The following is a 21,186-nucleotide window of genomic DNA, read 5'->3' on the forward strand; positions in this document are numbered from 1 at the left end:
TAGCGCGCCATCAGCAAGCGGGCCGAGATTCGGTGGAGAATCAATCACAATGTAGTCGTAGTCTGCTGTGAGCCGATCAAGACTGAGTTTGAGTGTCTCGACTCCACGAGTTTCGGAGTACAGGTGCTTTTCCAAGCGGAAATTGCGTATGTGGGATGGGACGATATCGAACTCGTCCCCGTGGATGATCAACTCGTCGAGGTTGCCCAAAGACAGTTGTCCCATCTCTGAGAGGACATCGTAGAGTGCGTACTCTCCTTCTCGATACTGATCACGATGGCCGGATTTGAGCGTAAGGCCACCTTGGGGGTCTGCATCGACCGCTAGTACATCATGACCTCGGTTAGCGAGAGCTCCTGCCAGATTGATGCTCGTTGTTGTCTTGCCTACGCCACCTTTCTGCATCCCTACATCAATTCTCATCTGCTCACCACTCTGCGTGTATCTCGCATAATGCGGGTTTCACGAGTCATTCGAGTAATACAAGTTATTCGAGTCACATAAATCTCTGTCAGACAGTCACCCATCTCGACCAGGCCTCGTTCACCAGGTGTTCGAAATGAAAGGTAACTGGCACTCCTTTTGAGAGGGCCTTGTATAGGCGTGGCAGCAGCCTATTTATTCCACAAACGCTCTTCTGACGGAGATTGTTGATACGGAGCTCTGTTATTGACCTCGCTCAGTAGGTGGCCGTCAGAACCACTGTAGCACAAGATCTTACACAGAAGTACTACTCTGGCTTTGTTGAAATCCTCAGAAAGTGAGGGGTTCTGTCCCCGTGCGGTCAGTACAGGGGACTCGCGGATCGCTCAGTAAGCACTCTTCAGCGACCAGCTGTTTCGGACGAGAAAATACCTGAAGAATAGGATTTCAACAGAGCCGGCTACTGGTATCTCCCCCATCAAGTTCCGTATACATTGCGGGTTGTTCCACCTGTAGATCTTGGGTTACATTCCAACATCCATTTTCGGGACTGGTCGGAATTGGGTCCCCCTCACCGAGCCAATCAATTGGACTCTCGTCTTCGGGGACATCAGGAACGAGAACGAATTGATTTTCGTCCGATTGGCTCTGTTGAAATCCTATTCTTCAAACAGATTCTCACCTGAAACAGCCGGTCAATGAGAGCTGCGAGTTGAACGGCGAAGAGATTATACACAAGAAAATAGAATTTGCTCAACAGATGGACAGGATATGAATGAAGATTTATTTGTTCGTGTGGTCGGCGGTATTGGGACGATAGCGATTCTACTCGTTGGGGTTACAGTAGGCTCTTTATTGGGGAATAATTCTGATGAAATGTTTGCTTGGTCAATGATTAGTACAGTCGCACTCTCAACAGGTGCGGTTATAATCATCTACCGTTCCAAAGACAAAATAGATTCAATGTACTGAACGATTCGTGAGTCCCCTGTATTGACCGCAACCCGGTCAGAATACATCACCTACTGAGGATTTCAACAGAGCCGCTTTGTTAAAATCCTACTCTTCAGATATATAATGGGCTGAAACAGCCGCCTGGTGAAGAGTGCGAACTTATCGGATTTTCACCGACCGTAAACGCTATACCGTATTGAAGTTATTATTCTGATATGTATGGGACTGTTCGGGAATCGCTTGAAGATTGGTATAATCCGAGCATTCAGTCTGCGGTGATTGTCTTGATGGGTTCGAGTTTTTGCCTCTTTCTGTTCCTCAACAGTCCCAATTTTACGAACCCGTACTACGTTTTCGGAGTCGGAGTGATGGGCTTCACAATCGTCTTTGCGGCGCTTATGCTCATTTCTGTGCTACTGAAGCGCCGATAGACTACTAGCCTGTATTGACCACAATCGGAGCAGAACATGTCTCTTGTTGAGCATTTCAACAGAACCGATGTGTTCCAAAAGTCCTGCTTGTGTTGGTTGGATACGGGGCTGAACAAGCTGCCAGGCTAGATCTGTGAGGTGATTTCTTTGGAGAGCGTTTTGAGGTCAGCGTTAGCGATCTGATCAGACGCGATGAGTCGGAGGCGCGGTCGACCGATGTCGATTGGGACCTTTTCTGTGTCGAGCAGGCCGGCATCCTCTAGTGCTGATTTGGTTCGGGAGTAGGTTGCCTTTGAGGCGATACCGACGTCTTCGCCCCATTTCGAGATGTCGTACAGGAGGACCTCATTGCGTGCTGCGAGGAGTAGGGAGACTTCAACGATATCGAGGTATTCGGTGGTGTTAGATATCTCATCAGCGTTTGATAGAACTTCGTCAAGGTCGTCTGCTATGTCGTCGCCAATATCTTTTCGAAGTGTCTGTTTTACCTTCGAGATTGCCGGAGTCCGGAGACGGTAGACCTCGGCGTCCTCGAAACGAGACTTGAAATCGGAGTACAGAGATGAGGAAAGGTCGTGATCCGAAGACGAGACACTGTGCCCGCCCATGAGAGGTACAACTGTTTCAGATTCAGTTGCTAAGATGGTATTTTGGACTGGGTCGGTAAGCGTTCGAATGTCGAGTTGGCCCTGTTCAACTAGTTCGGCAATCTTCGACGCGGTGATGAAGTTGTAGAGCGCGTCCTTGATCTCGTCGCTTTCCGTGAGAAGGTGAATTTCTGGGCAGTCTTCAGCTACTGTCAATTCTTCCGTGAGGGACGCGATCTGCGTTGAGCGAGGATTGATATACAGTACTGGGTCTTCTCCATCAGGAATCAGCTGAATATTAGCGTGTTGTTGGCTCATATCTGTATAATCTTACAGAGACGCACTTAGTGGATTTGGAATCTGATAGTTATTAAGAAAATATAGTCTGTTCAGATGATAGTTGCCGAAATACAAAGAGCGCTCTTGTGCAGCACATTTGGTACCGTATTTATTGCTATTGCGTGGATCTGGGCCTTGAGGACTCTATTGAGATCTTCTTCTTCAGACACATTAACGTCTGAAACAGCGGGTCGCTGAAGAGTGCTTAGTTACCGCGTCGTTCTTCCTCAATTTCTTCTGCTTGTTTGTTTATTTTGGCGAGTTCGCGGACTCGCTGGCTGTCCGACCCACCGTGACCGATTCGGACGGACAAGTCCAACGGGGACGGAACAAAGCGATCTTCGTCTTCCTCCTCACCTCGTTCATTACCTGATTCCTCGTTGGATTTCTCACCTCCTCTGAATAAGTCGAGGAACACCTCCCAAACACTGAGGGCCATATGTGTCACCTATGAGTTATTGGATGATAAGTGTTGACACGGTTCCATCAATAACGCCAAATAATCGGTGTCTCACCTGTATTGACCGCTATCGGGTCAAAATATATCCCTTGCTGAGGATTTCAACAGAGCCCCGCAAACGGAACAAAATCGAATGGCTGAGAAGCGAGTCACCAGCACCCCAAGACGAGAACACCCGTGTCTCAATAGCAGCCCCGCCGAAGATCGGCACCCCAAGAACGTGCGAAACTGACTTTTATAGATCCGGCACGATCGTGTCTGAGAAGGCGCGACGAAGCATTTTGCAATAGTTTATGTGGGGTGATCCCACGTCGACAAGTGCATATGACGAACGAAGACGACTCAAGCGGGTTCAAAGAAGACGAGGAGTCTTTTGAGACGCCATCGATGAGGGCGACAATCGAAACCATTCAACTCGGAGGGGGTATCTCACCGACGAGGATTCTAATCGAGATATCTCACGAGAACGGATCGACGAGAGATGCTACCGGTAGTATTGAGCTTACCAACCTCTGTCGACACGACGCCGGCGGCGCTTACGACGAAGAGACACGGGAGCTCAATTATAATGAATTGGAGAGAGACCTACAGCTGCGAGTCGATGCTCTGATCAATTGGACTCGATTCGACAATTCCACCTCCGAATCCGAGGGCGAGTCTGACGCAGATGTATTGAAACGATATCACGGTCAGAAGGGCGAGTGAGATAGCCCGCGAGACAAGCTCGGAGGCGGACCCCTACGGGATTGCGTCCTCAGCGCGGACGCGAACGTTGCTATCGCATAACGCCGTAATTGTATATGATATTCTGGCATGTTGGCCATATTCAGTAGATGTGCGGAATATAAGATACAGGCTTTGTGAGATCCCCACTTGGTGATACATCTGACTCGGCTTCGGTCAGTACAGTGGACTCACGAACCGCTCAGTACAAGCCAAGTAATTATGACGAAACGCTCTAAATAATACAATAGACTCCTCACATCTATGTCGCTACAGCAGTATCGAAAACTCACCGGGATTCTCTCCGTTATTGCCGGAGTAGGTATTCTTGGTATCGCTTTGGCACAACCCAATTTCCGCACAGTTCTATGGGGATTATTCGCTATTTCACTCGGGCTGTTTGGTTGGTTTAAAAACTGAAATATTACTCAGTACGCACTCTTCAGCGACCGGCTGTTTCAGACAAGAAGACGTCTGAATAATGGGATTTCAACAGAGTCGAATGGGTGCCTTTGTCTTACTCGTCGCCCGCCTCCGCCTCACAGACCGATTCGAAGTGGCGAATGAGTTCCGCCAGCCCCGAAGTGGTGTCGCCTGCGTACACATGCTTGCTTCTCTCGTGATACGTAACCGCGCCGGTCTCTTCGAGCGTCTCTAAGTGTAGCTGGGTCAGAGCGATGTAGACGTTCTTCCGCTCTTCTGAGGTCACTTCGGAGATTGTCTTGTCCGCCTCAATAGCCGCAATTGCCTCGGCCAGCTCTCCCACGCTCACCTTCTCATCCCGTTCCTCGATGAGTGTGATGATGTGCCTTCGGCGGCTACTTCTGATGGCTAATACGGCGTCTTCGACGGTCAGTGGAACAGAGTTATCGTTGCTCCACAGAGTAGGTGGTATTGCTGTCATCGGTGGCAGTGTGGTTCCGGCGCTCTATCGCCGGGGCCGTTCTAAGACCGGTTTAGAATGATCCTCTGATAAAAGGAGTACTTGGAAATTCGCCCGACGGGAAGTGTACTCCTCTCACTCGAAGACTGGGAAGTCATCTGGTGCTGACCGAATAAAGATTGACACCCTTCACCCCCGCAGCATAATCACCGATTCATACCACGTTGATAATCTGTAATCAGTTGCTCATCATCATCCTCGACGTACTGCATTGTCTGATTGATTCGAGCATGCCCAGCCAACCGACGGACTTGATGTAGATCGAGTGAATCTACGTCATTAACCCAGTGAGTGATAGCCGACCGTCTAATCCGGTGTGATGTCACGAACCACTCCTGTACTTCATCATCCGGTTCAGGGTCAGGTGGACGCAATGGCCGCTGTACACCCGCAGCTCGCGCTGCGGATTTGATGATATTGTTAATCTGAGTCGGCTGCATCTCATCGCTGTGTGTGGTTACTAATATCCTCCCTTCACCGGGATCAGCTACGCCACAAAATCCGTGTCGAACACGTTCACACCATCGCTTGAGTTGAAATTTAAACTCTCTCGGGAAACAAACATCACGCCGAATCAGTTTGGGGTGCTCTTCCGGGTTAAGTTTCGCTGACCGAACGTTGATCAGACAATTGTCCCAATCAATGTTCTCAACTCTCATCCGACTAAGTTCATCTGACCGACACCCAGTATACCAGGCTAGCCTGACGACGATTTCGTTGCGCAGACGCGTCTGTTGCTTCGATCCCGGTACATTTTCAAACAACTTTTCGACCTGTTCCGGGAGAAGTGCAAGGATATCGTTCGATGGGGAGCGAGAACCGTCAATATCTTTCGAAGAGAGGCTATGCTGCCGCTTGTATTCAGACTGGTTCTCGTAGATCCGATAGTCATTCTTCAAATCAATTGTGTCTTTGTTGGGGCACGGATGCCCATTAGCAAGCGTCAGTTGATTGTGCGCTTCGTCGTTTTCCACGACAGAGTAAAACGACTGAACTGAACGGTAGTAGCTCCCGACAGTCGTATCTGCCAAATCAGTATTATTCTGTATATACCCTCTCACGTCACTGGTCTCGGCAGCGAGTGGATCAATTTCATTCGACTCACAGAATGCCAACCAGTAACGTACTTCTCGGCGACGGGTCGTGACTGTGGAGTCTGAGGTCCCTGTCTTTTGACCCGTCAGACTATCCAAGTATAGGCCAAGCAATTCCTCCGAGTGTGCGGAAATAGTTTTGTTGTCAGGTGTCGTGTACTCCCCCTTGTAGTTCCGCATTTTAGAACCTCATCCAATGACGTGTCCCATCCACAATCGCGCTGTGGACATTCTCCGTCGTTTCCTGTTCGAGGTGGAGCAGCGCCTGTCTGGCTTTGTGCTCTGGTTCGCGGAGTTGACCGGCAAAGTGGTTCGCAGATCCATCAATAGCGGCTCCCGTATCGGTGCTCCGGAGTGTATCAATAATGAACTCGATATATTCTTGTTTACTCATCTCGCCCCTTCCACCCATATCTTTCAGCGCGTATTCGGGTATGTCTCTCGGGTATGCCGGTAAACGCGGCAAGATGTCCATTGCTAGCTCCTCAATACTCTCAGTGTCGTCACTGTCCTCTGTATCACCTACAGCTGCCAAAGTGTCGATCTTACTGTTTGCAGCGGCGATATCCCGATGCAACTCGTCAAGCTTCTCTGACAATTGTGAGACATCTTCACCAGAGCCGGTGTCATCCGTTTGTTCAACAGCTTCTATAGGGACGTACTCGTTGTTGATTTCTCGATCTAAGGCACGCTGAACAAGCGATGACAGGGTTTCGCCGTCTGCGAGCGCTTCTTTCCACTCCTTCTTTTTTGACCGAGCGACCCGGACATTGAGTTTGATTTTGTTTCGCTGCTCGTCAGACATAGCAGCGGCTTCACGGGCTTAATAAATAAAACGTGGGACCCCAATGGGGTTACTCGTTCCCGAACATCTGGCGCATCATCGGATGCATCTCCATCAGCTGCTCTTCGGCGATCTCCTCGTACAGCTTGTACGTGATAGAGACCGCAAGCAGCAGTCCGGTTCCGGAGACCTGACCGATGGTACCGAGCAGGTTCGCCATGACGGCAAGCAGCCCGACGAGGGCACCCCCGATGACGGTTACCTGCGGGATGTACCGCTCCATGACCTTCTCGACGACCTGCGGGTTCCGTCGGAATCCGGGGATCTGCATCCCCGATCCCTGAATCTGTTTGGCGGTCGCTTCGGGGCCCATCCCGGTCGTCTCGACCCAGAAGATGGCGAAGATCGCCCCACCGACAACCATGAACGTCAGGTCGATGATGAGCCGAACCCCGATCATCCACGGTTCGACGCTGGCCGGTATCTCACCAAGGAACCACATCCACTGTTCCCGACTCTGGATCGGGTTCAGGTAGTAGAACAGCCCGGAGATGGGCTGTCCCTGTTCGCTGTACTCGCCGAGCCACGCCGGCATCCCCGCCCACTGCGAGGAGAGGATCTGTCCGAGGAACTGGACGTTCGCCTGCAGCGCGCGAACGAGGATCATCGGCAGAACCGACGCGTAGATGAGTTTCACCGGGAACCGTCCCCGGGCACCCTTGACGCGAGCGTGCGACAGCGGGATCTCGACGCGGACCGACTCCGCGTACACGACGATCCCGAAGATGAACACCGTGGTGAACAGCGCCAAGATGTTCCCCTGCCCGAACAGAAGGGTCTGAAGCCCGTCAGCGGTGAACGGCGACAGCGATCCCTGAAAGTTGCCGAAAATGATCGTGTACCAGTCCGCGAAGAAGCCGGACGCACCGAGCGCCGAGAAGCTGAAGAATCCGCCGACGATCTGCTGACTGACGGCGGCGATGATGAACAGGCCGACGCCGGAGCCAACGCCCCACTTGCTCACGATTTCGTCCATGAACAGGATGAGGATGCCGCCGACGAACACCTGCGCGAAGATCAGCGCTTCGACGCCGAACGTGCCGATGCCGAGCGCCTGTCCGACCGCGGGATCGGCGGGCAGGAACTCACCGGTGAACACCATCGGCGCGGCCGTGAGCGCGGTCACGATGATCACCAGCAGCTTCTGGAGGCCTTGATACAGGACCTGGTCGCGCGGGTCGTCCGTATCGAGACCGAGCAGATTCGCCCCGCCCAACAGCTGCAGAACGATGGACGCCGTGACGATCGGTCCGATACCGACCTGTAGCAGCGAGCCGGACTCGCCGGCGAGCACGGAGCGGAACTGACCGAAGAAGTCCGTCCCCTGACCGGCGGCCAGCCCGAACGGATTGATGTTGGTCAGGAAGAAGTAGACGATCAGGATCCCGGCCGTCCACGTGAGCTTCCGTTTGAACGGAACGTGGCCCGCCGGTCGCTCCACGACGGGCATCCGCGAAAGTACCGGTTCGGCGGCCTCCTTCCAGCTCATGATTACGCCTCGTCAGTCTCGTCGTCTGAAGTGTTTTCTGGTTCGTCAGCGGCTTCCTCGGCGCGCTCGGAGAGCGTCGCCTCGCCGCCGGCCTCCTCGATGAGTTCGACCGCACCGACGGTGAACGCGTCGGCCGTGACGCGGAGCTCGTTGCGGACCTGTCCGCCACCGAGCACCTTCACAACGTCGGCTGCGTAGCCGTCGTCGACGACGTCGCGCGCGTCGATGACGTACGCGTCGCCGTCTTCCTCGGCGAGGCCCTCCGCGGCGTACAGCGCCGCGTCCTCGTCGAGCTTCTGGATCTTAACCTCGAGAACGTCGGTCTGTGCGTCCTCGGGGCGCTTGAATCCGTACTTGCCCAGCGGGCCGTAGTTGTGGTACTCGTGTTTCGAGCGTCCGGCGGCACCGCGGCCGCCACGGTGACCTGCGCCGCGCCGGTTCTTGTGCGTTCCGCCGCCGTGCGTCCGGGAGCCGCGCTGTCGACGTTTCTTGCTCGTCATCGCATCGCCTCCAGGAGACTATCGATCTCCTCCGTCGTGTGGCGACCGAGTTCGCCGCCCTCGATCACCGGGTGCTTGATACCGTCGTGACCGCCGCGGGGCGCGTGGAGTCGCAGCGTCGGGGAGAGCCCCTGTTCGCGCAGGGTCGTCTCCTCCGCGACGAGCGCCTCGGCCAGCGCCTCCAGGTCGGCGTAGTCGGTGTTGTCGTCGATCCACTCGTCGTCGACGTCGGCGGACCCCTCGAGGGGCTCGCCGCGTCGAGCGACGGTGGACGCGACGGCGTCGACGCTCGGTTCCCCGAACGCGACGATGTCGTTCACCTTGGTGATCATGCCGCGGTACGAGTCCGTCTCGGGGACGAACGTCGCGTGGTTGACGCGCCCGACGTTCAGCATGTCGAGCGTGTCCTCGACGCCGTACTCAAGGTTGACGTCACCGCGGAGTTGCACGATCGCCTGCATCACTCGCTCACCTCGTCGTAGTGGACCTCACGCGCGTGCTGGGGGGTGCGGGACTGCGCCGCGTTCTCCAGCGCGTTGAACGTCGCCTTCGCGAGGTTCACCGTCGTGCGCGTGTTGCCGTCGGAGTTCGTCCAGGCGTCCTCGACGCCGGCGAGCTCCAGGATGTTTCGGACCGTCTCCGCGGCCGCGAGGCCGAGCCCCTGCGGGGCGGGCTTGATCTCGACCGTGACGGAGCCGGCCTTCCCGTTCGCCGTCCGAGTCAGAGAGTTCGTGCCGCCGGGCTGGTCCTCCCACGAACCCGATCCGCGGTCGACCGCGATGATGTTCAGCTTCGCGACGTCGATCGCCTTCTGGATCGCGCCACCGACCTGATCGTCGCGGGCCTGCGCGTAGCCGAGGTAGCCGTCGCGGTTGCCCACGGCGACCACGCAGCGGAACTTCACGCGGCGTCCGGAGTCAGTCATGCGCTGGACCATGTTGATGTCCAGTACCTCGTCTTCCAGCCCCGGGAGGAGCTGGTCGACGATCTCCGCCTCCTTCAGCGGGAGGCCGGAGTCGAGCGCCTGTTCCATCGACGAGATGTCGCCGTCCTGTACCTTGCGGCCGAGTCGCGTCCGCGGTTCCCAGCCGTCGTTATGTCTACTCATGGTCCTCCTGGATTGTCGCGAGCACGTCGTCGAAGTGCTCGGGTAGGTCCGCCGCGTCGAAATCGCCGCTGTACAGCGGCTCGTCGAGCTGCTCGGCGTACGCGGCGATGTGCTCGCCACGCGTGCGCGACCAGTCGGCCAGCACGTCGTCGTTGTGCGGGATCTCGAGGCCGGCGTCGATCGCTCCTTCCTGTACTGCGAACGTCTTGTTGCCGGGGGTCGCCGTGTTGAGACCGATGTCGAGGACGGCCTCGTCGAGGCCGGCGTCGACCGCGCGAGCGCCCGCGATGTAGCCCGTGAGGTACGCGCTGGGAAGGTTGCCCGTGGGGGCGTCCCAGCCGTACTCCGCGAGGTCCTCGCTGGAGGCGGCCGCGTGGGTCTCGTCGCCGTCGGGTCCGGGAGTCACCAGCTGCGCCCTGACGTGAGCGTTGCTCACCCGGGCGACCAGGCGAGGCTTGCCCGATTTCAGCAGGCGCAACCTCTGATGGTAATCCGTCCGGACCTCCCGGCGGCGGCGCATCGGCACCTTGTATCGTGGTCCTGTCGCCATTAGTCCGTCACCTCGTAGCCGTACTGCGTCTGGATGTACGCCTCCAGTCGGGCGACGTCCTCGAACTCGCCGCCGCTCGCCTTGTTGTAAAGCGTGCGGTATTCCGTGGCGTCGAGCACGTCCTCCTCGTCGCGGAGCTCCTTCAGGCGGGCGCGCTGCGCGCGGATCCGCGCCTTCCAGTCGTCTTTCGTGTTCTGTCGCGCGCCGGCCTTCCCCTTGCGGGTCCCGGCACCGGACTTGTGTCCGTACGAGCGCTTCGCAGCGCGCTCGCGGGCCCGACCGCGGGAGTTCGTCTTCGCGTCCTTCGCGCGGATCGTCCCCTGATCGATGAGTTCGCGGACGTCCTCTCGGGTGATCGCGTCCTCGATCTCCTCCTGTGCCTCGGGGTTGAGCCAGACGCGGCCCTCGCCGACGTCCAGTTCGTCAGCTGCGAGCCGTTTCTGTGCTTTCAGGTCACTCATCGTCGTCGACCTCCACTTCGACGTAGGTCGGATTCAGCACGCGGATCTCGCGCTCCTCCGCCTCGTCTTCGATCAGTTCGCGCTTGCGGCCGCCGACGGAGCCGGCGATCCGCACGGCCTGCGCATCCCCGTCGACGCCCTCGAGGTCGTCCGTGTTGTGCACGCGGACCTCCTCGAAGCCGCTCGGGTGCAGGTCGCGCGACGCCTTCGGCGATCGGAACCCCGCCTCGACGACGGGACCCTTCGCTTTCATGCGTCGGCGCTGCTTGGAGAGCCCGCCGCGCGGCTTGCGCCACGACGTCGGGATCCGCTTTTTCTTGTGGTAGTCCTGCCGGTTGAACTGCGGTTTCCCCTCGCGGTGCTTCTGTGCCAGCGCGCGAGCGGTCTCGTCGTCCAGTTCCGGCGTCTTGTCGGCGTGACCGCGGGGGCGAAGCTCCGTCTCGACGTCCTCGTCGGCGTCGGCCTCGTCGGCCGGCTCCTCCTCGTCCGTCTCGTCTTCGATCTCCGCGTCCGCCTCCTCGTCGACCTCCAGACCGCCGACGTCGGCTTTGATACGCGCGGCGAGCGCGTTACCGACGCCCTCGATCTCGGAGAGCTCCGACTGGGAGGCGGCCTTCACGTCCTCGACCGTCTCGTAGCCGGCCTCGCGAAGGGCGTCCGCCTTCGAGGGACCGACACCGCTGATGTCTTCGAGTTCTTCGGCCATGCGTTAGGCACCTCCGGTGGGCTTCTCGACGATGTACACGCCGTCCTGAAAGACGCGCGTGTCCTTGTCGGTCACCTTCGTTAGCTGTTCGATGTCGGCGGCGGTCTGCCCGACGGCCTCCTTGTCGGAGCCCGAAAGCGTGACCGTCTCGCCGTCGACCTGTACGTCCGTGTCCCCGCGGATCGGGGTGCGTCGCTGCGCTCGCTCGCCGAGGAAGTTCTCGATGACGACCTCGTCGCCCTCCACGGACACCTGCATCGGGAAGTGGGCGTAGTACACTTCCATCGTGTACTCCCATCCGTCGGTGACGCCGTGGACCATGTTGGCGACGTGGCTCTCGAAAGTGCCGACCGTGGCGTTCGTCTTCGCGTCCTCGTTCTCGGTGGCGATAGCGACGACACCGTCCTCGACCGTGACCTCGACGTCGGGGTACCAGAGGCGTCGCGTAACGCTCCCGTTGGGACCCTCGACGGTGAGTTCGAGGTGATCGGTCTCGGCGGAGACGTCGTCCGGAATCTCGATTTCGACTCTGTTCATTGTTAGTAGACGTATGCGATCACTTGGCCGCCGATGCCCTGTTCGCGGGCCTCGTAGTGGCTCATGACGCCGTGGCTCGTCGTGACGATGAGCGTCCCGTAGTCACGGGCCGGGAGGTATCGCTTCTCCCACTTCTCGAACTCATCCGCACCCGCGGAGTAGCGGGGCTTGACAGCGCCACACTCGTTGATCGCGCCTTTTAGTTCGACCTCGAACTTCCCGGCTTTCCCGTCGTCGACGTACTCGAAGCCGTCGACGTACCCGCGGTCGTAGAGGACCTCGAGGACGGAGCCGATGATGTTGGAGGCGGGCTCAACCGTGTACGACAGGTGGCCAACGCTCTCGGCGTTGTCCATGCCGGCGAGCGCGTTGGTGAATGGATCGTTTCCTGTCATGATCAGCTGTACTTCTCAAATCCCATGTCTCGGGCGACCTCGCGGAAACACTGCCGGCAGAGGTTGATGTCGTACTTGCCGACAAGCCCCTGCTCGCGGTCGCACCGCCGGCAGGTGTGCCGGGAGTCGGTGCGTTTCGCCGCGTGTTCGCCCGTGTCGTTGTTCGCTTCGCTCATTCCGTTACCTCTACGTCGAAGTTGGTCTCGAGGAACGCAGCGGCGTCCTCGGTGGTCATCCGGTGTTTGACGGGAATCGACGCCGTCCCCTTGTCGCGTTTCGACACGCGGTAACCGGGGCGGACGATCGTCGTCGTCACGTCGAGTCCGTAGATGCCGATATTCGGGTCGTACTCCTGGCTCGGGAAGTCGGTGTGGTCCTCGACGCCGAAGCTCAGGTTGCCGGTGTCGTCGAACTGGCTCTCGGCGATGTCGACCAGGTCGAGAGCCGTCTCGAGGAACTCGTGGGCGTCCTCACCGCGGAGCGTCACCTTGACGCCGATCGGGTCGCCCTTGCGGATGCCGAACTCGGCGATGGTGCGCTTCGAGGTGGTCCGAACCGACTGCTGGCCCGTGACTTCCTCGATGATGTCCTCGGCGTCGGCGAGGGGCTCACCGCCCTGCCCGACGCCCATGTGAACGACGACCTTCTCGAGGGACGGTTCGCGCATCTCGTGAGACGCGCTCTCGGCTTCACTCATCCGAATCACCCGCCTCCTCGGCGTCGTCGTCGGTGAAGTTCTCGTCGATGACGACGAGGTACTCCTCGACGGTCTCGTAGCCGTCGCCGTCGTCGCCGACGGTCACGGTGTTGGATCCGGATCCGAGCGTCACGTCGATGTCGTCGACATCGCCGATGCGACCGGCGTGCTGGCCGGCGACGGCGGTGACGAGCGCGCCCTCTCCGTATTCGAAGTGGGCGACGACGTCCTTCGACTCGTTGTCGATGACGATCGAGTCTTTCGTGTCGTACGGCGTGTCCGCGTCGACGCGGACGTTCGTTCCGTCGTGGAGCGTCAACTGGACGGCTCCGCCGGGAACGACGGCCTTGTTCGTGATCTTCCCGAGCCGGCTTCCGGCGGCCGCCTCGTCGACGGGGGTCAGCGCGAGCCGACCTCCCTCGTCGGGGAAGACGCGGAAGAACTCCCCGCGCTCGGGGAACGCCAGGATGTCGAACATCCCGATCGGACGCTGCTCGTCCGAGATCGCGTCGCCGTTGACGAGGACCGAGTCGTTGTTCAGCGCGTAGCGCGCCTCCTTCGTCGAGTCGACGTAGCCGAGCACGTCCCGTAGCAGGACGACGAGCGGAACGCCCGCCTCACCGTGCGGGCCGGCACCGGCCTTGACGGTGAACGTGTCGGTCTTTCGCTCGACCGGCCAGGAGTTCGGTACTGCCAGTCGCTTCTGATGTCGCGTCATTCGTTATCCTCCTGGAGCCGCGCCTCTCGGCGGTCGTCTTCCAGGTCGAGCGCGGTCACCCGGACGTTGCTCGCCGGGATCGGGCGGGGAACCTCCTCCCCGTCCGCCTTCTCGACGGTGACGTCCTCGACGGTGATCCGCTCTGCGGACAGGTCGACGGACACGACGTCCGCCTCCGTTCCGGCCGCGTCGCCGCGAAGCACCTCGACGGTGTCGCCGGCGTTGACGCGGACGTTCCGCTGACCGTACTCCTCGCGGAGGTCGTCCGTGAGGGTGGCTCGGACCTGGTTCTGCCGCTCGTGAAGCGGCGCGGTCTCCGACCGTTTTCGCTGTTTGCGTGGCTGTTTCGTCATGATTAGACGATCATCGTCGCGGTGGAGGCGATGCTCCCGAATCGTTCGGCGACCTCGCGGGCGACGGGGCCCTTGATCTCCGTGCCCCGCGGCTCGTCGAGATCGTCGATGATGACGGCAGCGTTGTCCTCGAACTTTACTCGCGTGCCGTCCGGACGGCGGATCGGCTTGCGCTGGCGGACGACGACCGCCTCCAGCACCTGCCGCCGCATCTCCGGGGTCCCCTTGGTGACCGAAACGGTCACCTTGTCGCCGATACCTGCCTTCGGGTGGCGGTTCTTCGTGCCGGAGTAGCCCGACACGGAGATCACCTTCAGCTCACGGGCACCGGTGTTATCGGCGCACGTGATGAGCGAGCCCTTCGAGAGCCCCTGCGTGACGTCGGCCTTGAGGGCCTCCATCACCGATCACCCGACAGGTTCTCGACGACGACGTGGGACTTCGTCTTCGAGAGCGGTCGCGTCTCCGCGATTTTTACTTCGTCACCGACTTCGAGCGAGTCGAGCACGCCCGGCACGTGAGCCGGGATGCGCGAGCGACGCTTCATGTACCGGTCGTATTTCGGTACGAACACGTCGTATTCTCGCTCGACGATGACGGTCTTTTCCATGTCCGTCGACACGACCGTTCCCTCGCGGGTCTGGCCGCGGACGGAGAGCTGCCCGTGGAACGGGCACTTCTCGTAGTCGTAATCCTCCGGGTTGTCTGGCTCCGGAGGCGTGGGTACGTCGATTCCTATCGCCATTGTGTGACACCTCGTTCGGTGCGTTCGGCGGGTCGATACCGCAACCGGTCGCCATCCACCGTTACGTAGACCGCGTCTTTGCACTCGCCTCGTTGGCTCGCCGGACCCGCGTCGTCACCGTCGACGACGTTCGTGGACCCGGACGGGCCAGACTGACGGGGGCGGACCCCCGTAGTATCCGACCCGAGTTGGGACGTGGACCCCGACGACTGGCCGTCGTCGGCGGCTTCATCTGTGCGAACGGTTGGCGTGTCGACAACCGCGAACTCGAACGTCGCGCCCGACTTGGGCACGCGTTTGTCCCCCGATCCCGTTCGGACCACGAGGGTGCCGAACGTCTCGGACAGCACGCGACCGGCGATGCCCGCGTGGGCGTCGCTGTCGGCGTCGGCCACCCGAATCGGGAGGCCGACGAGTTCGTGCCGTACGAGGGTGTCGGGGGTGATCATCGTTATTCGTCGTCGAAGTCGCCTTCTTCCTGCTGGATCGTCTTGATCCGGGCGATCGTCTTCTTCAGCTCCTTGACGCGGCCGGGACTCTCGGGCATGCCGCCCGCGGCCCGTTGCGCCTTCGAGTTGAGCAGCTCGGTCTCGAGCTCGTCCAGTTCGATCTGTCGCTCGGCCGCGGTCATGTCGCGGATCTCGTCGGTGTAGAGGATCGCCATGTTACTCGTCCTCCTCGTCGTCTGCGGCTTCCATCTCCGCGACGAGATCGGCCGCCTCCGACTCGATGTCTTCGTCGAGCTCGTCCAGTTCGTCGGCGTCGACGTCCTCGTCGCCGACCGGCTCCTCGGCGGCGACGTCGGTCGCCTCCGTGGCCGTGTCCTGGGTCTCCTCGACGACTTCTTCGACGACCTCCTCGTCGATGACGTCGGCGGGGTCCTCGTCCGGCACCTCGACATCACCGTCGTCGGCCCCCACGTCGGGCACCTCCTCGGGCTCCTCTTCGAGCAGCGACTCGACGCCCTCGTCGGCGTCAGCGTCGACCGCCGCCTGCTCGACCTCCGGCACCTCGGCGTCCTCGCGGACGTCGAAGTCGTCCGGGAGCTGCGCGCCCGGCGGGATGATCTTCACGTTGACGCCGATCGTCCCGAGCTTCATCACCGCGACGCCCTGGCCGTGGTCGACGACCTCCTCCGCGGGCTCGCCGTTGTGCTTGATGTAGCCCCGGTTGAACTTCTCGACGCGCGAGCGCGCGCCGGTGACCTTCCCGCTCAGTACGATTTCGGCACCCAGCGCGCCCGCGTCCATGATCCGGTCGATCGTCGTGTGACCGGCCTTCCGGAAGTACCAGCCACGCTCCAAGGCGTTCGCGAGGCGATCCGCAACGATCTGAGCGTTCAGATCGGGTTCGTCGACCTCCTGAACGTCGATCTGGGGGTCGTCCATGTCGAAGCGGTCCTCGAGCTCGGTGGTGATCTTGCGGATGTTCTTCCCGCCCTTCCCGATCACCATGCCGGGCTTTTCCGCCTTCAGGACGATCTGCGTGCCCATCGGCGTCTTGGCGACGTCCATGCCGCCGTAGCCGGCTCGGCCGAGCTCGTCCGCGAAGAACTCGTTGATCTGTGAACGGCGAAGGCCGTCCTCGATGAATTGGTGTTCGTCAGCCATTATTCGTCAGCCTCCGGTTCCTCGATGATGAGCTCGACGTCCGCGAGCGTGGTGTTCCACTGGGTGGCACCCGCGGCTCGCGGGTTTCGACCCGGTCGCTCGCCGACCTTGTGGGGAGCGATGTGTTTGATGACCATCTCGTCGCCGTCGAAGCCCTGTTCGTCCGCGTTGTTCTTGACGTTCTCTAGGAGCTTCAGGAAGTCCTTGGAAGCCTTCGCGGGGTAGCGCCCCGCGTCCCAGCCGTCGATGTCGGAGCGGTGGCCCGCGCCGGCGCTGTGCTGGCGCATCGGCACCGAAGTCTCCTCGTCGATGACGGCCTGAAGATACTCCTCGGCGTCGGCGACGGTCTCGCCTTTGATCTCCCGGGAGATCTCCTTGCTGTCCTTCACGCTGATGGGCCGGTCGCGGAGCATCCCCTTGGCGGTGGTCTCCGGGTCGGCCTCGACGCTGTAGTTGATTCCCATGGTTACTTGAGGGGCACGAACTTCGAGGACCGGGTCGCGCCGATGCCGGCCTGACCGTGTTCGACGGTGCTTCGCGTGAGGTGGAACTCGCCCAGATAGTGACCGATCATCTGGGGTTCGACCTGCACGCGTTCGAAGCTGTGTCCGTTGTACACGGCAAACGTGACGCCGACGAACTCCGGAAGGATCGGCATGTCGCGCAGATGCGTCCGGATCGGATCGTCCGCCGTCGTCTCCTCGTCGCGGCCGCGAACCGTCTCCAGCAGCTTCTGCTGTTCGGTCGTCAGGCCGCGAACGATACTTCGCCGCTGGCGTGCGGGGAGCAGTTCCGCGACATCTTCGACGTCCATCTCCTGCAGCTCGTCGAGCGAGTGACCGCGGTAGGCGAACTCCTTGCCCTCGCGGCCGGTTCGGTAGTTAGAACTCATTTGTCGCCACCTCGTCCGGTGCGCTTGGATGCGATGTCACCGACCTTCCGTCCTGGCGGGGCGTCCCGCGAGACCGACTTCGGCTGGCCGGGGTGTTGGCGACCGCCCCCGCCGAAGGGGTGGTCGACGGCGTTCATCGCGACGCCGCGCACGCGCGGGTACTTGGTCCCGCGCGCCTTCATCTTGTGGTACTTGTTACCGGCCTTGACGAAGGGTTTCTCCGTCCGACCGCCGCCGGCGACCACGCCGATCGTGGCGCGGCACTGGGGGTCGAGCCGCTTCACTTCGCCGCTGGGAAGCTGGACGACCGCGACGTCGCGGTCGTGGGTGAGAAGCGTCGCCGACACGCCGGATGCGCGCGCGAACTTCCCGCCGTCCCCGCGGTTGCTCTCGACGTTACAGACCGGGACGCCCTCGGGGATCTCCGCCAGCGGGAGCGTGTTCCCGGGCTTGATCTCCGCGCTCACGCCGACCTGGATCGTCTCGCCCACGCGCACGCCTTCCGGCGCGAGCACGAGTCGACGGTCGTCGTCCTCGAACTCGATCTCCGCGAGCGGAGCCGAGCGGGCGGGGTCGTGTTCGATCCCGACGATTTCGCCGGTGACCGTGTCCACGTCTTCGAGCTTCTTGTGCGACAGTTCCGCCTTGTAGCGGTGCGAGGGGGCCCTAAACGTCGGGCCGCCGCGTCCACGCCGCTGTCCTTGAATTCGTCGTCCCATATCAGAACACCCCGATTCGCGAGGCGATCTCGGTCGCGTCGTCGTCATCGGAGAGCGTGACCGTCGCCTTCTTTTTACCCTTCGAGGTCACCTGCGTGTTCACGTCGACGACGGTGACGTCGTAGCGGTCCTGTACCTCCTCGCGGACCTCGGGCTTCGTCGCGTCGACGTCGACCAAGAACAGCAGTTTGTTCTTGAAGTCCATCTCGTTCATCGCCTGCTCGGTGACGAGCGGGTGCTCGATGATGGAGTTCATCGGTCGGCCACCTCCTCGACGGCGCTCTCGGTCCACAGCGTGAGTCGGCCCGGGTGCGCGCCCGGCGCGAGGTCTTCCGCGTTGACCTCGCCCGCAGTCGCGACATCGACGCCCGAGAGGTTCCGGGCGGCGCGAGACGGCTCCTCGCTGGTGACGACGAGCACGGACTTCGGCTGGCTGTACTTGCGACCGCGGGTCTTCCCGCGGCCGGACCGAACGGAGCGACCCTCCTCCGCGCGCTCGATGTCGGCGTCGACGCCGACCGCTTCGAGAACACCGAGGGCCTCCTGCGTCTTTTCGAGGTCCTCGAACTCGTCGCTCACGACGAGCGGGAGGTCGAGGTCCTCGTCGAACGCGTGACCGCGTTCGGCGACGAGTTCGGCGTCGGTGGTGGCCGCGATGGCCGACCGGACGGCGAACTGCCGTTCCTTGTCGTTCAGTTTCTTCGTCTGGTCCTTCTCGGCCTTCGGCGGGTGTGCGCGACGGCCCGAGACTGCACTCGGGACGCGGCGGGCGACATTTTCGGATCGCGGGATGTGTGCGAGCCCGCGTCCGGAGCCGAACGACTCCGCGGGGGTTCGCAGTCCGGCGAACTCGTCGGCCCCGTAGGCCTGTTTCCGGTTAGCCTGTGCGGCGGAGACCGCTCGACCGATGAGGTCCGGTCGGAACGCGGTCTCGAAGATCGCCGGCAGCTCGACGCTGCCCGCGTCCCCGCCGTCCAGGTCGTGTACTGTTGCGTTCATGTATTATCCCTGGTTGGATGCGGTGGATACGTACCGGACCTCGGGGTCGAGGCGCGGCTGGTCGTTCGGCCGGATGGCCGGGCGGAACCGAAGCAGGCGCTGGTCCGGACCGGGCAGCGAGCCCTTGATGAGCGCGTACTCGCCGTCGACCTCGCCGTAGTTGACGAAGCCGCCGTCGACGGAGGCGTCGTCGCCCTCGCCGAAGTCGATGAGGCGCTTGTTGAGCTCGGTGCGCTGGTGGTAGCCGGTCTGCCCCTGCTGGGGAACGGTGGAGCGAACGCGGGAGGGGTTCCACGGACCGAGGTTGCCGATCCGACGCCGCCATCCCTGGCGGGCGTGTTTGCCCTTCCGCTTCTGTACGCCCCAGCGCTTGACGGGACCCTGCGTCCCCTTCCCTTTCGTGATGCCCGAGACGTCGGTGTACTGACCCGCTCGGAAGACATCGCCGAACTCGTGGGCACCGCCCTCCTCGACGAGTTCGAGCCCGAAGTCGACGCGCTCCTCGAGGGAGCCGCCGCCGACTCGGGTCTCCATGACGTCGGGCTTCTTTTTGGGCACGTTCGCGAGCTCCGAGGGGGCGGTGTGAGTGATGACGCGGACGTCGTCGACGACGTCGTCGTCGAGCAGCGCACGCAGCTCCTCGGCGTCCTCCTCGAAGGTGTCTTCCGCCGGAAGGTCGAGCGCGCGGTCGAGTTCCTCGTGGAACTCGGTCGCCCAGACCTCTTCGACCGGCTTCTTCCCGTACGGCGTCTGTTCGTAGGCGCGCAGGGCCACCGCGTACATCGGCGGCGTCTCGACTACCGTGACGGGGACGGACTCTTCCATCCCTTCACGCGGCGAGTTGGCCTCGTCGTTGACCATAACGACGTGGGTCATTCCGGCCTTGTAGCCGGCGAACCCCTGCAGCGCGGGGGCTCCGTCGTCGTCGGGCCACGATCGAATGCGCGGGACCTCTCGGTCTGCGCGGGTACGCGGGCCGTAGCCCAGCGAGCCTTTTCGTGGTCGGCTTGGTTGTGGCATGTGTTTACTCCGTGAGTGTGAGCGAGCCGAGAGTCACGAACAGAGCCTCTTCCGTTCGGACGACCTCGCTCGCCTGTGCCGGGATCGTGTTCAGCCAGAGGTCGAACCCCGGATCGGGTTCGACCGAGCGGCCGTCGGCAACGGCCGCCCGAATGCCGTCGGGCGAAAGCCCGAGCATCTCCGGAAGCCCTCGCTCGGGCGCGCCGAAGGCGACGGTGTAGCCGCCGGCCTCCCGCGCGTCCGAGACGATGTCGCCGAGCCGCGAGACGGAGAGTTCCTCCCCGTGTCGCGACGTCGCGACGGTCAAGCCGTCGCCGGCGAGCGCTTCCGACAGGTCCGCTTCCACGACCTGGAAACCCTCCTCGGGCTTCCCGGTGATGCGGGCGCGGACCGGTTCTCTCGAAGAGACCCTGATGGTGACGCGCTCCCCCCGCTCGACCTCCATTCCGGAAGGGACGAGCAGGGAGATCGGGTGTTCCCGCAGCGGGGAATTGACCCGGACGCGGCCTTCAGGTCCGACCTCGGTCACGAGTCCCTGTGTTTTCGACTCTTCCCCGCTAGGGGTCGAGCCGGTCCGCCACGGCACGCGGAGCGGCGGGAGCACGCCGACGTACCGGAGTTCGTCGCGCTCCCCCCAGAGGTCCTTCCGGAGCTCCGGCGGGGTCGCAGCGTACCCCAGCACGGTTCGGACGTACTCACCACCCCGTCGCCGATCGCCTTCCCCGTCGGGGAAGACGACCAGTCGATCCGCCCGGAACACCGCCGCCGCACGGGCGACGTAGCCGAGTTTGTGAGTCGCCTCGCGATCGTCCTCGGCCTCCCGGACGACCGAAGACGGAACGCAGATCGTGAGTCCGTCTTCGGTACGCATCGTGGCGAGACTGTACTC

General features: G+C 61.0%; 34 protein-coding genes. 3 read left to right on the forward strand and 31 right to left on the reverse strand.

The annotated features are described in order from the left end of the window. Nucleotides 1–423, reverse strand: a 423-nt coding sequence (locus ACFQEY_RS13570) for a ParA family protein (RefSeq protein ID WP_379769468.1), incomplete at its 3' end; no start/stop codon positions are given. A gap of 771 nt (nucleotides 424–1,194) precedes the next feature. Here ACFQEY_RS13570 and ACFQEY_RS13575 point away from each other — a divergent pair. Further along, complete coding sequence (locus ACFQEY_RS13575) at nucleotides 1,195–1,395, forward strand: hypothetical protein (protein ID WP_379769470.1); 201 nt, start codon at nucleotides 1,195–1,197, stop codon at nucleotides 1,393–1,395. 538 nt (nucleotides 1,396–1,933) lie between these two features. On the opposite strand, the gene ACFQEY_RS13580 is transcribed toward ACFQEY_RS13575, so the two are convergent. Together ACFQEY_RS13580 and ACFQEY_RS13585 are read right to left on the reverse strand one after the other, a co-directional pair. Beyond that, entirely contained in the window at nucleotides 1,934–2,713 is a 780-nt protein-coding gene (locus tag ACFQEY_RS13580) for a transcriptional regulator TbsP domain-containing protein (RefSeq protein ID WP_379769472.1), read from the reverse strand. A gap of 226 nt (nucleotides 2,714–2,939) precedes the next feature. Next, complete coding sequence (locus ACFQEY_RS13585; RefSeq protein ID WP_379769474.1) at nucleotides 2,940–3,173, reverse strand: hypothetical protein; 234 nt, start codon at nucleotides 3,171–3,173, stop codon at nucleotides 2,940–2,942. Between the two features lie 345 nt (nucleotides 3,174–3,518). Between ACFQEY_RS13585 and ACFQEY_RS13590 the strand changes: the two genes are divergently transcribed. Continuing rightward, nucleotides 3,519–3,899: a hypothetical protein gene (locus ACFQEY_RS13590; protein WP_379769476.1), complete on the forward strand. Its 381-nt coding sequence runs from the start codon at nucleotides 3,519–3,521 to the stop codon at nucleotides 3,897–3,899. A 282-nt stretch (nucleotides 3,900–4,181) separates the two neighbouring features. Continuing rightward, nucleotides 4,182–4,337: a hypothetical protein gene (locus tag ACFQEY_RS13595; RefSeq protein WP_343777575.1), complete on the forward strand. Its 156-nt coding sequence runs from the start codon at nucleotides 4,182–4,184 to the stop codon at nucleotides 4,335–4,337. A 97-nt stretch (nucleotides 4,338–4,434) separates the two neighbouring features. Here the strand turns inward: ACFQEY_RS13595 and ACFQEY_RS13600 are convergent, their stop codons facing one another. The 28 genes from ACFQEY_RS13600 to ACFQEY_RS13735 form a co-directional block, all read right to left on the reverse strand. Continuing rightward, nucleotides 4,435–4,821 (reverse strand): DUF7344 domain-containing protein, encoded by a 387-nt coding sequence (locus tag ACFQEY_RS13600; RefSeq protein WP_379769478.1) that lies wholly within the window; start codon nucleotides 4,819–4,821, stop codon nucleotides 4,435–4,437. Nucleotides 4,822–5,006: 185 nt separating this feature from the next. Continuing rightward, nucleotides 5,007–5,834, reverse strand: coding sequence for a tyrosine-type recombinase/integrase (locus ACFQEY_RS13605; protein ID WP_379769480.1), 828 nt, complete (start codon nucleotides 5,832–5,834; stop codon nucleotides 5,007–5,009). A 301-nt stretch (nucleotides 5,835–6,135) separates the two neighbouring features. Then, on the reverse strand, nucleotides 6,136–6,759 hold the full coding sequence (locus ACFQEY_RS13610; RefSeq protein WP_379769482.1) for a hypothetical protein: 624 nt from the start codon (nucleotides 6,757–6,759) through the stop codon (nucleotides 6,136–6,138). Nucleotides 6,760–6,808: 49 nt separating this feature from the next. Beyond that, the gene (gene secY / locus ACFQEY_RS13615; RefSeq protein WP_379769484.1) at nucleotides 6,809–8,287 is read right to left on the reverse strand and encodes a preprotein translocase subunit SecY; all 1,479 of its coding nucleotides are present in this window, start codon (nucleotides 8,285–8,287) and stop codon (nucleotides 6,809–6,811) included. Nucleotides 8,288–8,289: 2 nt separating this feature from the next. Next, nucleotides 8,290–8,787, reverse strand: coding sequence for an uL15m family ribosomal protein (locus ACFQEY_RS13620; RefSeq protein WP_379769487.1), 498 nt, complete (start codon nucleotides 8,785–8,787; stop codon nucleotides 8,290–8,292). Beyond that, entirely contained in the window at nucleotides 8,784–9,248 is a 465-nt protein-coding gene (locus ACFQEY_RS13625) for a 50S ribosomal protein L30 (RefSeq protein WP_379769490.1), read from the reverse strand. Before ACFQEY_RS13625 ends, ACFQEY_RS13620 begins: the two co-directional genes overlap by 4 nt. Next, nucleotides 9,248–9,895, reverse strand: a complete 648-nt coding sequence (locus ACFQEY_RS13630) for a 30S ribosomal protein S5 (RefSeq protein WP_379769492.1) — start codon at nucleotides 9,893–9,895, stop codon at nucleotides 9,248–9,250. Before ACFQEY_RS13630 ends, ACFQEY_RS13625 begins: the two co-directional genes overlap by 1 nt. Beyond that, nucleotides 9,888–10,445 (reverse strand): 50S ribosomal protein L18, encoded by a 558-nt coding sequence (locus ACFQEY_RS13635; RefSeq protein ID WP_379769495.1) that lies wholly within the window; start codon nucleotides 10,443–10,445, stop codon nucleotides 9,888–9,890. The genes ACFQEY_RS13630 and ACFQEY_RS13635 overlap by 8 nt, the downstream gene beginning before the upstream one ends. Continuing rightward, on the reverse strand, nucleotides 10,445–10,906 hold the full coding sequence (locus tag ACFQEY_RS13640) for a 50S ribosomal protein L19e (protein ID WP_379769498.1): 462 nt from the start codon (nucleotides 10,904–10,906) through the stop codon (nucleotides 10,445–10,447). Before ACFQEY_RS13640 ends, ACFQEY_RS13635 begins: the two co-directional genes overlap by 1 nt. Then, nucleotides 10,899–11,612 carry a 50S ribosomal protein L32e gene (locus ACFQEY_RS13645; protein ID WP_379769501.1) on the reverse strand — a complete coding sequence of 238 codons (714 nt, stop codon included), beginning with the start codon at nucleotides 11,610–11,612 and terminating at the stop codon, nucleotides 10,899–10,901. Before ACFQEY_RS13645 ends, ACFQEY_RS13640 begins: the two co-directional genes overlap by 8 nt. Before the next feature lie 3 nt (nucleotides 11,613–11,615). Next, nucleotides 11,616–12,149, reverse strand: coding sequence for a 50S ribosomal protein L6 (locus ACFQEY_RS13650; RefSeq protein WP_379769504.1), 534 nt, complete (start codon nucleotides 12,147–12,149; stop codon nucleotides 11,616–11,618). A gap of 2 nt (nucleotides 12,150–12,151) precedes the next feature. Next, a complete protein-coding gene (locus tag ACFQEY_RS13655; RefSeq protein WP_128903879.1) occupies nucleotides 12,152–12,544 on the reverse strand; it encodes a 30S ribosomal protein S8 in 393 nt (130 codons plus the stop codon). Between the two features lie 2 nt (nucleotides 12,545–12,546). Beyond that, nucleotides 12,547–12,720 (reverse strand): 30S ribosomal protein S14, encoded by a 174-nt coding sequence (locus ACFQEY_RS13660; RefSeq protein WP_004597423.1) that lies wholly within the window; start codon nucleotides 12,718–12,720, stop codon nucleotides 12,547–12,549. Continuing rightward, nucleotides 12,717–13,241, reverse strand: a complete 525-nt coding sequence (locus ACFQEY_RS13665) for a 50S ribosomal protein L5 (RefSeq protein WP_379769506.1) — start codon at nucleotides 13,239–13,241, stop codon at nucleotides 12,717–12,719. The genes ACFQEY_RS13660 and ACFQEY_RS13665 overlap by 4 nt, the downstream gene beginning before the upstream one ends. Next, complete coding sequence (locus ACFQEY_RS13670) at nucleotides 13,234–13,959, reverse strand: 30S ribosomal protein S4e (protein ID WP_379769508.1); 726 nt, start codon at nucleotides 13,957–13,959, stop codon at nucleotides 13,234–13,236. The genes ACFQEY_RS13665 and ACFQEY_RS13670 overlap by 8 nt, the downstream gene beginning before the upstream one ends. Continuing rightward, entirely contained in the window at nucleotides 13,956–14,312 is a 357-nt protein-coding gene (gene rplX / locus ACFQEY_RS13675; protein WP_379769511.1) for a 50S ribosomal protein L24, read from the reverse strand. Before rplX ends, ACFQEY_RS13670 begins: the two co-directional genes overlap by 4 nt. Before the next feature lie 2 nt (nucleotides 14,313–14,314). Then, nucleotides 14,315–14,713: a 50S ribosomal protein L14 gene (locus ACFQEY_RS13680; protein WP_123620226.1), complete on the reverse strand. Its 399-nt coding sequence runs from the start codon at nucleotides 14,711–14,713 to the stop codon at nucleotides 14,315–14,317. Next, nucleotides 14,713–15,057: a 30S ribosomal protein S17 gene (locus ACFQEY_RS13685; protein ID WP_379769513.1), complete on the reverse strand. Its 345-nt coding sequence runs from the start codon at nucleotides 15,055–15,057 to the stop codon at nucleotides 14,713–14,715. Before ACFQEY_RS13685 ends, ACFQEY_RS13680 begins: the two co-directional genes overlap by 1 nt. Continuing rightward, nucleotides 15,048–15,506, reverse strand: a complete 459-nt coding sequence (locus ACFQEY_RS13690) for a ribonuclease P protein component 1 (RefSeq protein WP_379769516.1) — start codon at nucleotides 15,504–15,506, stop codon at nucleotides 15,048–15,050. The genes ACFQEY_RS13685 and ACFQEY_RS13690 overlap by 10 nt, the downstream gene beginning before the upstream one ends. Before the next feature lie 2 nt (nucleotides 15,507–15,508). After that, on the reverse strand, nucleotides 15,509–15,721 hold the full coding sequence (rpmC, locus tag ACFQEY_RS13695; RefSeq protein ID WP_379769518.1) for a 50S ribosomal protein L29: 213 nt from the start codon (nucleotides 15,719–15,721) through the stop codon (nucleotides 15,509–15,511). A 1-nt stretch (nucleotide 15,722) separates the two neighbouring features. Then, nucleotides 15,723–16,667 carry a 30S ribosomal protein S3 gene (locus tag ACFQEY_RS13700; protein WP_379769520.1) on the reverse strand — a complete coding sequence of 315 codons (945 nt, stop codon included), beginning with the start codon at nucleotides 16,665–16,667 and terminating at the stop codon, nucleotides 15,723–15,725. Then, the gene (locus ACFQEY_RS13705) at nucleotides 16,667–17,131 is read right to left on the reverse strand and encodes a 50S ribosomal protein L22 (RefSeq protein WP_379769522.1); all 465 of its coding nucleotides are present in this window, start codon (nucleotides 17,129–17,131) and stop codon (nucleotides 16,667–16,669) included. The genes ACFQEY_RS13700 and ACFQEY_RS13705 overlap by 1 nt, the downstream gene beginning before the upstream one ends. A 2-nt stretch (nucleotides 17,132–17,133) precedes the next feature. Beyond that, on the reverse strand, nucleotides 17,134–17,559 hold the full coding sequence (locus tag ACFQEY_RS13710; protein WP_379769524.1) for a 30S ribosomal protein S19: 426 nt from the start codon (nucleotides 17,557–17,559) through the stop codon (nucleotides 17,134–17,136). Then, entirely contained in the window at nucleotides 17,556–18,278 is a 723-nt protein-coding gene (locus ACFQEY_RS13715) for a 50S ribosomal protein L2 (RefSeq protein ID WP_379769526.1), read from the reverse strand. Before ACFQEY_RS13715 ends, ACFQEY_RS13710 begins: the two co-directional genes overlap by 4 nt. A 1-nt stretch (nucleotide 18,279) precedes the next feature. After that, a complete protein-coding gene (locus ACFQEY_RS13720) occupies nucleotides 18,280–18,534 on the reverse strand; it encodes a 50S ribosomal protein L23 (protein WP_379769528.1) in 255 nt (84 codons plus the stop codon). Further along, nucleotides 18,531–19,277: a 50S ribosomal protein L4 gene (rpl4p, locus tag ACFQEY_RS13725; protein WP_379769531.1), complete on the reverse strand. Its 747-nt coding sequence runs from the start codon at nucleotides 19,275–19,277 to the stop codon at nucleotides 18,531–18,533. Before rpl4p ends, ACFQEY_RS13720 begins: the two co-directional genes overlap by 4 nt. 3 nt (nucleotides 19,278–19,280) lie before the next feature. Beyond that, complete coding sequence (locus ACFQEY_RS13730) at nucleotides 19,281–20,297, reverse strand: 50S ribosomal protein L3 (RefSeq protein WP_379769533.1); 1,017 nt, start codon at nucleotides 20,295–20,297, stop codon at nucleotides 19,281–19,283. Between the two features lie 4 nt (nucleotides 20,298–20,301). Next, nucleotides 20,302–21,168: a putative RNA uridine N3 methyltransferase gene (locus tag ACFQEY_RS13735; RefSeq protein ID WP_379769536.1), complete on the reverse strand. Its 867-nt coding sequence runs from the start codon at nucleotides 21,166–21,168 to the stop codon at nucleotides 20,302–20,304. Nucleotides 21,169–21,186: the final 18 nt, after the last annotated feature.

Origin of the sequence: Halorubrum trueperi (assembly GCF_042662525.1) — an archaeon.
GTDB lineage: Archaea > Halobacteriota > Halobacteria > Halobacteriales > Haloferacaceae > Halorubrum > Halorubrum trueperi.